Raw genomic sequence first — 7331 nt, 5'->3', positions numbered from 1 at the left:
TCATGGCTGGAGGGATCGGGCACAGGCAGCCCGAAATGATGCCTCTCAAGACGCCACCCATCCCGCCGACCGTTGCCGTCCTCCGCGAGGGTTTTCGCCCCCGTCGCGTACCTGACACCGGTGGCTGGGAAATCGGCTAACTACGCACTCGGCGGTCGCGCACCGGGCGCTCAGCCAGTGGGACTTCTACCTCCCGGTCGCACCGGTCCGCTTCGCCGGTACGTCGGCCAGCCCGATCACCACATTCCCGGCGGCGGTCCACGAGGGGGTGCACCAGACGGAGCACGTCGAGGGCGTTGTCGCGGCCGGAGTACGCGGCGCCGAGGCTCCAGCGGGGTGCTGGGGCCTCGGCGCTCTTCGGCTCGCTCGACATGGCGGGGGATGCAACAGCCGGCGGGGTGCTCGGCGGCTGGGGCGATCCCCGTCGATCAGGCCTGCAGGCGTACGCGGCGGCGCCGCGCGACGAGCACCAGCGCGACGCCGATCGCGACCGCGGCCGCACCCGCGCCGACGAGGAGCATGGTGTTGTCGCCGGTGACCGGCAGGCCCGGGCCGGCGCTCGGCGAGACCGACGCCGACGGCGAGACGCTCGGCGAGCTCACGGCGACCTTCTTCGCCGGCACGTAGATGCGCGGCTCGTCGCTGTCGTCGGCGCTGACCTGCACCAGGGTGTGGTCGTCCTCGCCGTTCTCGCCGGCCAGGATCTTCCAGCCCGACGGGGCGGTGAAGGTCAGCAGGACGTCGCCGGCCGGGAGGTGGGCGAGACGGAACAGGCCCTTGGCGTCCGTGGCGGCCTCGGCGTACTTCGTTCTGCCGTCGGCGCTGGTGGCGACGACCTTGACACCCGGGACGCCGGGGGTCTGGGGCGTCCATGGGGCGTCATAGGACTCACCCTGGAAGACGTAGCCGCCGAGATCGTCGAAGGCGCCCGCCACCAGCAGCCGCACGCTGGTGATGTTGTCGGCATCGTTGGCCTCGCCGTTGTCGGCGGTGAGCTCGAAGGCGACGTATCCGCGGCCGTACCGCCACGCCTGGTGGTTGGTCTTGCCGGTGAGCTGGACGGTCTTGGTGGCGCCAGCGGCGAGGTCGAAGCCGGTCGACAGCACGCCGTAGACAACATCGTCGACGCCCTCGCTGTCGCCGCCGGTGTAGTGCACGTGCTTGGCGTCGACAGAGCTCTTGTTCTTCACCGTGACCGTGATGGTGAAGGTCTCACCCTCGGCGTAGTTGGCCTTGTCGGCGGCGGAGGTCACCGCGATGTCCGGCTTGGGGTCGGCGGCCAGGGCGGCCGTCACCGGGAGGACGGCCACGACCACGCCCGCGAGGGCGGCGGCGGCAAGTGCGCGCATGGGGGTCTCCGTAATGGGGGACGGGAGTCAGCGCGACGGTAGCGGCTGGGCGGGTCGCTCCGCTGTCCCGCGATCAAGAACCGAGATCGGAACGATATCCGACCACCTTCGCTTGATCTTCTCGTCGCTCGTCGTTCTAGTCACTTGCCCGCTCGCCGAGATGGTGACCGTCGGTGTCCGGCCTCAGGCACGTAGTCACGGCTCACGACTTGCGCGTTAGGCGGCCCCACCTCGACGGCTGGGGTTTGACAAGCCTTGAAGCGATCAAGCGCAACTGGATCGGCTACCTACCGGGTCGTCATGCCGGTTCGACGGGCAGCCAGAGCTCACAGGTCACGGTGCTGAAGTCGTCCGTATGCTCGAGCACCGCGACGATCTCCGGACCTGGCCGCAGACGCCACGGGTTGGAGGGGAACCACTCGGTTGCGGTCGTGGCCCAGGTCTTCTGCAGGGTCTGTGGATGCGGCCCCGCGGTTCGGATGACCACCCACCTGCCGGCCGGGACCTCGATGACGTCGAGGCCGCCGGGGACCGGCGTATCCGGGGACACGGCGACCCCGTGAAGGTAGGTCAGCTCGCTGCCCTCGGCGCGGTCGGGGTCGAGGTCGTCACTGACCGCGAGCAGGCCCGCCGGCTCGGAGTCGCCGAGGGTCTTCAAACGCAGGTGCTCCTCCGCCGGCAGGGCGGTGATGTGCTGCAGGATGTGCGGGTTGATGCCTTCATGGACCAGCGAAACGCGGGCAACGTGCCCCACGAGCCGGAACTCGGGGTGGTCGACGATCCGGGTGTCCATGCGTTCGCTCCCTTCCACGGTCAGGCGGAACCTGAGCTGTGGTTGGGTGCGAAGGGGGCCTCCGGCGCGGCGCACCTCACCGGGACCGACGCCGTGGACCGCCCGGAACGCCCGCCCGAACGCCTCGGTCGAACCGTACCCGTGCCGGACGGCGACGCTCAGCAAATCCTCCTCACCGCGGACGACATCGGCGGCGGCGACGGTCATGCGGCGGCGGCGCACGTACTCCGACAGCGGCATGCCGGCCAACGACGAGAACATCCGGCGGAGGTGATACTCGGTCGTGCCCAGCGTCCTGGCCACGTCCTTGACGTCGAAATCCCCGGTCAGGCTCTCCTCGACGAGGTCGACGAGCCGGTTGAGTGCCGAGATCATGAAGCCTCCTTCCGATATCCAACCTTGGCCGAAGACGCACCGGTCGCGCCTGATTGCTGTGGCCCGATCCGATCATGGCTGGCACTGTCACGGCTCCGACGCACGCTTGGCGGAGCAAGGAGGCGCTCGGTGACCACCCGACAAAGGCGGTGCAGCAAATGTCGGGCGATCGGGACAGTGTCGCCGCACGATCGTGGCATGGACGACACAACCCTGGTATCCCGCTTTCTTCGCGACGGCTTCGTGAAGTTGGCGGGCGCCGTCGCGCCGCGCGTGGCCGCGGACTGCGCGCGGCTGCTATGGCGCGAGACGGGCTGCGAACCGGACGATCCAGCGACGTGGACGCAGCCCGTGCACTGGGTGTCCAGCATGGCGCAGGGGCCGTTCGCCGCCGCACCCAACTCCCCGTTCCTCCAGCACGCGTACGACCTGCTCGTCGGCGCCGGACGCTGGGAGCCGCGCTACTCACTGGGCACGTTCCCGCTGCGCTTCCCGCACGAACAGGAGCCGGACGACGCGGGCTGGCACATCGAGGGAAGCTATCTGCCGGAGGGCGAGAGCTGGTACTTCACAAATCTGCGCTCCCGGGGCCGGGCGCTGCTGATGCTGTTCCTGTTCAGCGAGGTCGGTGAGCAGGACGCCCCGACCCGCATCCGCGTCGGCTCACACCTCGACGTGCCGAAGGTGCTGGAGAAATACGGGGAGGACGGGGCGAGCGGGCTGGCCCTGGCGCCCGATCTGGTGGCGGCGTCCGACCACCGGCCACTCGCCCTCGCCACCGGGTCCCCGGGCGACGTCTTCCTGTGCCATCCATTCCTGGTGCACGCGGCGCAACCGCACCATGGGGTGCGGCCGCGCTTCATGGCCCAACCGCCGCTGATGCCCGCCGCGCCGTACGAACTGGAGCGGGCCGACGGCGCGTACTCACCCGTAGAGATCGCGATCCGTCGGGGCCTCGGACAGGACACCGCCGGTCCGGACGGGGACGGCATTGACTATCGCGTCGGGTAGACATGCATAGGCCCAGCGACCCGCGCCAGATTGCGGTGGCACCCCGCCCGACCGCGGTCAGCGCGTAGGCCGGGGGGAACGAGCTATGTACCGTCGTTGCCATCGCGCAGGGAATGGATCATCCTCTTCAGGGCCCGGAACGCGTCTGACTGCTCGGTCTCGGTCAGGCCGGCCAGCATTCTCACCTCGACGGACCGGACCGCTACGGACGCCTTCTCGAGGCTCCGTCGGCCGCGAGGCGTGAGCCGCGTGGGAAGCACCTTCCCGATGGGCGCCTCCGCAGGCCTGGTCACGTAGCCGTCCCGCTCCAGGGCCTGGAGCAGCACGTTCATCGACTGCCGTGTCACGAACGCGCCCCGCGCGAGCTCGGAGTTCGACAAGCCCGGCCGTTGAGCCAGCAGCTCGAGGCAGGAATAGTGCGTCACGCTCATCCCGAGCGGCCGCAGCACCTCCTCCATGGCTACACGGAGGGCGCTCGACGCCTCTTTCAGCAGGTAGCCCAGTGACGTCTCCAGGTCGACGCCAACACCGTCTTGACTCATGTCAGCATTCTGACATAGGTTGAGTCGTGTCAGCAAACTGACACGAACAGAAGGAGCATCATCATGCCCGCCACCGGCCCCGACTTCATCTCGCTGCAAGTGCGCGACCGCAACACTTCGCAGGCGTTCTACGAGCAGTACCTCGGCCTCGTCCGCTCGCAGGCCGGACCTCCGCACGCCGTCGTCTTCGAGACGAAGCCGATCGCGTTCGCACTCCGCGACGTCGTTCCCGGCACCGACCTCGCATCCGTTGCTCAGCCCGGCATCGGTGCCGCGATCTGGCTCCACGCCACAGACGTCCAGGCCATTCACGATGCTCTCGTCGCCGACGGCCACACCATCGTCTCCGCACCGATCGACGGCCCTTTCGGTCGGACATTCACCTTCGCCGACCCCGACGGCTACCAGATCACCCTCCACGACCGCGCCTGACAGGCCAGACGCCACCGGACGATCATCAACCACGATGGGCAAGGAGGACGCACCGAGATTCGTCGCCCCCTACCGGCCTCGATGAAGCCCCGCGCCCGGGATAGAACCTTCGGAAACCAGTTCCGACCGCGCTCCCCGCCGGACCCGGATGGCCACCGGCCGTCCGTGTTATCGTTTTGCTAAATTCCGGGCTTTCGAGGAGGGCACGTGTCAGAACTGGTTGCGGGACGGCCATCCCGGCTGCGGGTGGAGGGGCTGCGCTGCCCGCATGGCCTGACGCTCCGCTCGCCACGGTTCTCATGGTGGTTGCCGGCCGGCACGACCAACCAGGTGGCCTACCGACTCCAGGTGGGCGAATGGGATTCCGGTCGCGTCGAGTCCGCGAGCAGCGTCCTGGTCGAGGCCACGGGTCTTCACCTGCAGAGCCTGCAGGACCTGAGCTGGCGTGTACGCGTCTGGACAGACCTGGGCCCGAGCGACTGGTCGGCGCCGGAACGCTTCTCCACGGGACTCCTCACCCTCACCGAGTGGGTCTCCACGTGGATCGGCCCCCGCGAAGCCACGCCCCTGCCGCCCGGCGGCCATCGACCCGCCTACTGGCTGAAGGGCGAGTTCGACCTCGGCGTCGCCGTGCGGCGGGCAACCCTGCTCGCCACCGCACACGGCCTGTACGAGGCGTTCGTCAACGGCGCCCGCGTGGGCGACCAGGAGCTGACCCCGGGCTCCACCGCATACGCGCACCGCACGCAGGTGCAGTCCTTCGACGTGACGTCGATGCTGCACGCGGGTCGCAATGACCTGTCGGCACTGCTCAGCGACGGCTGGTACCGGTCGGTGAGCCCGCACATGAAGATCGCTGACGGCTACGGCGCCCGAACCGCCTTCCTGGCGCAGCTGCACATCGAGCTCGAGGACGGTACCGGCACGGTCTTCGGCACGGGCCCGGGATGGGTGTTCACCCCGAGCTCGATCACCGCGGTCGAGCTGACGCGCGGGCAGCACCAGGACCAGCGCATCACATCGTCGGACTGGCAGCCGGCGCTCTGCGCGGACCTCGGCCACGGCACGCTCGTCGGTCCGGTCGCACCACCCGTCCGGCAGGTCGAGGAACTGCCCGCCGTCGCGGTGCGCAGGCTCCCAAACGGCGCCCAGGTCGTCGACGTCGGGCAGAACGTCAACGGCTGGGTGCGGCTGCGCGACGCGGGACCCGCCGGCTCCAGGGTCTCGCTGGTGCACGGGGAGGCGCTGGACGCCGACGGCGACGTCACGATCGAGCATCTGCACTTCGCGCACCTGGACGGCGTGGCGCAGACCGACTCGATCGTCTCCGCCGGGAACGACGAGCCGTACGAGCCGCGGCACACCACCAAGGGATTCCGGTACGTCTCGATCACCGGCCACCCGCGCGACCTGGCTCCGGCGGACCTGACGGCCAAGGTCGTGCACAGCGACCTCGAACGGACCGGGGACTTCGCGTGCAGCAACGCCGACCTGAACCGGTTGCACGAGATCAGCGACTGGAGCTTCCGGGGCAACGCCTGCGACGTGCCCACGGACTGCCCGACGCGGGAACGGGCCGGTTGGACCGGCGACTGGCAGCTCTTCATGCCGACCGCCGCCTTCCTCTACGACGTCGCCGGCTTCAACGCCAAGTGGCTGTACGACCTCGCCGCGCAACAGCTCCCGTCCGGGGGCATCCCCACGATCGTCCCGGACCGGCACGAATCACTGCGCGGCGAGTACCCGTTCGAAGCGGAGTTCTTCGCGACCGCGGCGGGATGGGCGGACGCCGCTGCGCACGTCCCGTGGCAGCACTGGCTCCACTACGAGGATCACCGGCTGCTCGATCAGCTCTACCCCACGATGCTTCGCTGGGTGGAGCTCCAGGAGCGCATCGCCCGCGAGGAGCGGCACTCCAGCCGAACCGGGGACCGGCAGCCACACGAGGCCTTCCTGCTCGATACCCGTTTCCAGTTCGGCGAGTGGCTCGAACCAGACGAGACGGACGACACGATCCATTCGCTGATGCGCCTGGAGGCCGACATGGGGGTCGTGGCCACCGGGTACTTCTTCCGCTCGGCGCAGCAGGTCGCGGCGGCCGCGGCCGTGCTCGGTCACGACGCCGACGCGCGGCGGTTGGCAGGCCTCGCCGAGCAGGTCCGGCGGGCCTGGCAGATCGAGTACCTGGCGCCCGACGGGACGATCGCGCCGGGAACGCAGGCGAACTACGCGCGGGCGTTGTCCTTCGACCTGGTGCCGGGCGCATTGCGAGCGGAGGTCGCGGCGAATCTCGTAGCCATCATCCGCAAGGCCGGCACGCACGTGGGAACAGGGTTCCTGACGACGCCGATGCTGCTGCCGGTGCTTGCCGACAACGGACACGTCGAGGTCGCGTACGAGCTGCTGCTCCAGCGGACCGAACCGTCCTGGATGACCATGCTCGATCGGGGAGCGACGACGGTCTGGGAGCGGTGGGACGGGCTCGACGAGCAGGGCGTACCGAGCGACTCGCTCAACCACTACAGCAAAGGCGCCGTCATCTCCTTCCTGCACACGCACGTGGCCGGCATTCGACTTCTCCCGGGTTTCCCGGCCTACCGGCGATTCCTGGTGCAGCCCCAGCCGGGCGGTGGCCTCACCTGGGCCAGGGCCCGGCTCGACACTCCCTACGGCCCGATCGAGTCGGCCTGGCGGCAGCAGGACGGGCGGCTTCACCTCAGCGTGACCGTGGCGCCCGGTACCACCGCCGAGGTGCGGCTGCCCGACGGAGCGCAGGCCGAGCTCCCGCCCGGCACGCACTCCCTCGTCAGCGACCTGCCGTAGGCAGCG

The 7331-nt window shown here is 69.4% G+C and carries 6 protein-coding genes; 3 read left to right on the top strand and 3 right to left on the bottom strand.

The genetic code is table 11. The annotated features are described in order from the left end of the window. Nucleotides 1-428: 428 nt before the first annotated feature. Both IEZ31_RS49865 and IEZ31_RS49860 read right to left on the bottom strand, forming a co-directional pair. On the bottom strand, nt 429-1349 hold the full coding sequence (locus IEZ31_RS49865) for an SdrD B-like domain-containing protein (protein WP_190257184.1): 921 nt from the start codon (nt 1347-1349) through the stop codon (nt 429-431). Between the two features lie 298 nt (nt 1350-1647). Then, nucleotides 1648-2517 (bottom strand): AraC family transcriptional regulator, encoded by an 870-nt coding sequence (locus IEZ31_RS49860; RefSeq protein WP_190257183.1) that lies wholly within the window; start codon nt 2515-2517, stop codon nt 1648-1650. A 198-nt stretch (nt 2518-2715) separates the two neighbouring features. Here IEZ31_RS49860 and IEZ31_RS49855 point away from each other — a divergent pair, with 198 nt between their 5' ends. Beyond that, nucleotides 2716-3528 (top strand): phytanoyl-CoA dioxygenase family protein, encoded by an 813-nt coding sequence (locus tag IEZ31_RS49855; protein ID WP_190257182.1) that lies wholly within the window; start codon nt 2716-2718, stop codon nt 3526-3528. 83 nt (nt 3529-3611) lie between these two features. Here the strand turns inward: IEZ31_RS49855 and IEZ31_RS49850 are convergent, their stop codons facing one another. Further along, nucleotides 3612-4070, bottom strand: coding sequence for a MarR family winged helix-turn-helix transcriptional regulator (locus tag IEZ31_RS49850; protein WP_190257181.1), 459 nt, complete (start codon nt 4068-4070; stop codon nt 3612-3614). Nucleotides 4071-4133: 63 nt separating this feature from the next. Between IEZ31_RS49850 and IEZ31_RS49845 the strand changes: the two genes are divergently transcribed. Both IEZ31_RS49845 and IEZ31_RS49840 read left to right on the top strand, forming a co-directional pair. Further along, complete coding sequence (locus IEZ31_RS49845) at nt 4134-4502, top strand: VOC family protein (protein WP_190257180.1); 369 nt, start codon at nt 4134-4136, stop codon at nt 4500-4502. Nucleotides 4503-4709: 207 nt separating this feature from the next. Continuing rightward, complete coding sequence (locus tag IEZ31_RS49840; protein WP_444542481.1) at nt 4710-7325, top strand: family 78 glycoside hydrolase catalytic domain; 2616 nt, start codon at nt 4710-4712, stop codon at nt 7323-7325. The last annotated feature ends 6 nt before the right edge of the window (nt 7326-7331 follow it).

Origin of the sequence: Dactylosporangium sucinum (genome assembly GCF_014647515.1) — a bacterium.
GTDB classification, from domain to species: domain Bacteria; phylum Actinomycetota; class Actinomycetes; order Mycobacteriales; family Micromonosporaceae; genus Dactylosporangium; species Dactylosporangium sucinum.
Note: the sequence above shows the minus strand (reverse complement) of the source record. Positions and strands in the feature narration are given on the sequence as shown.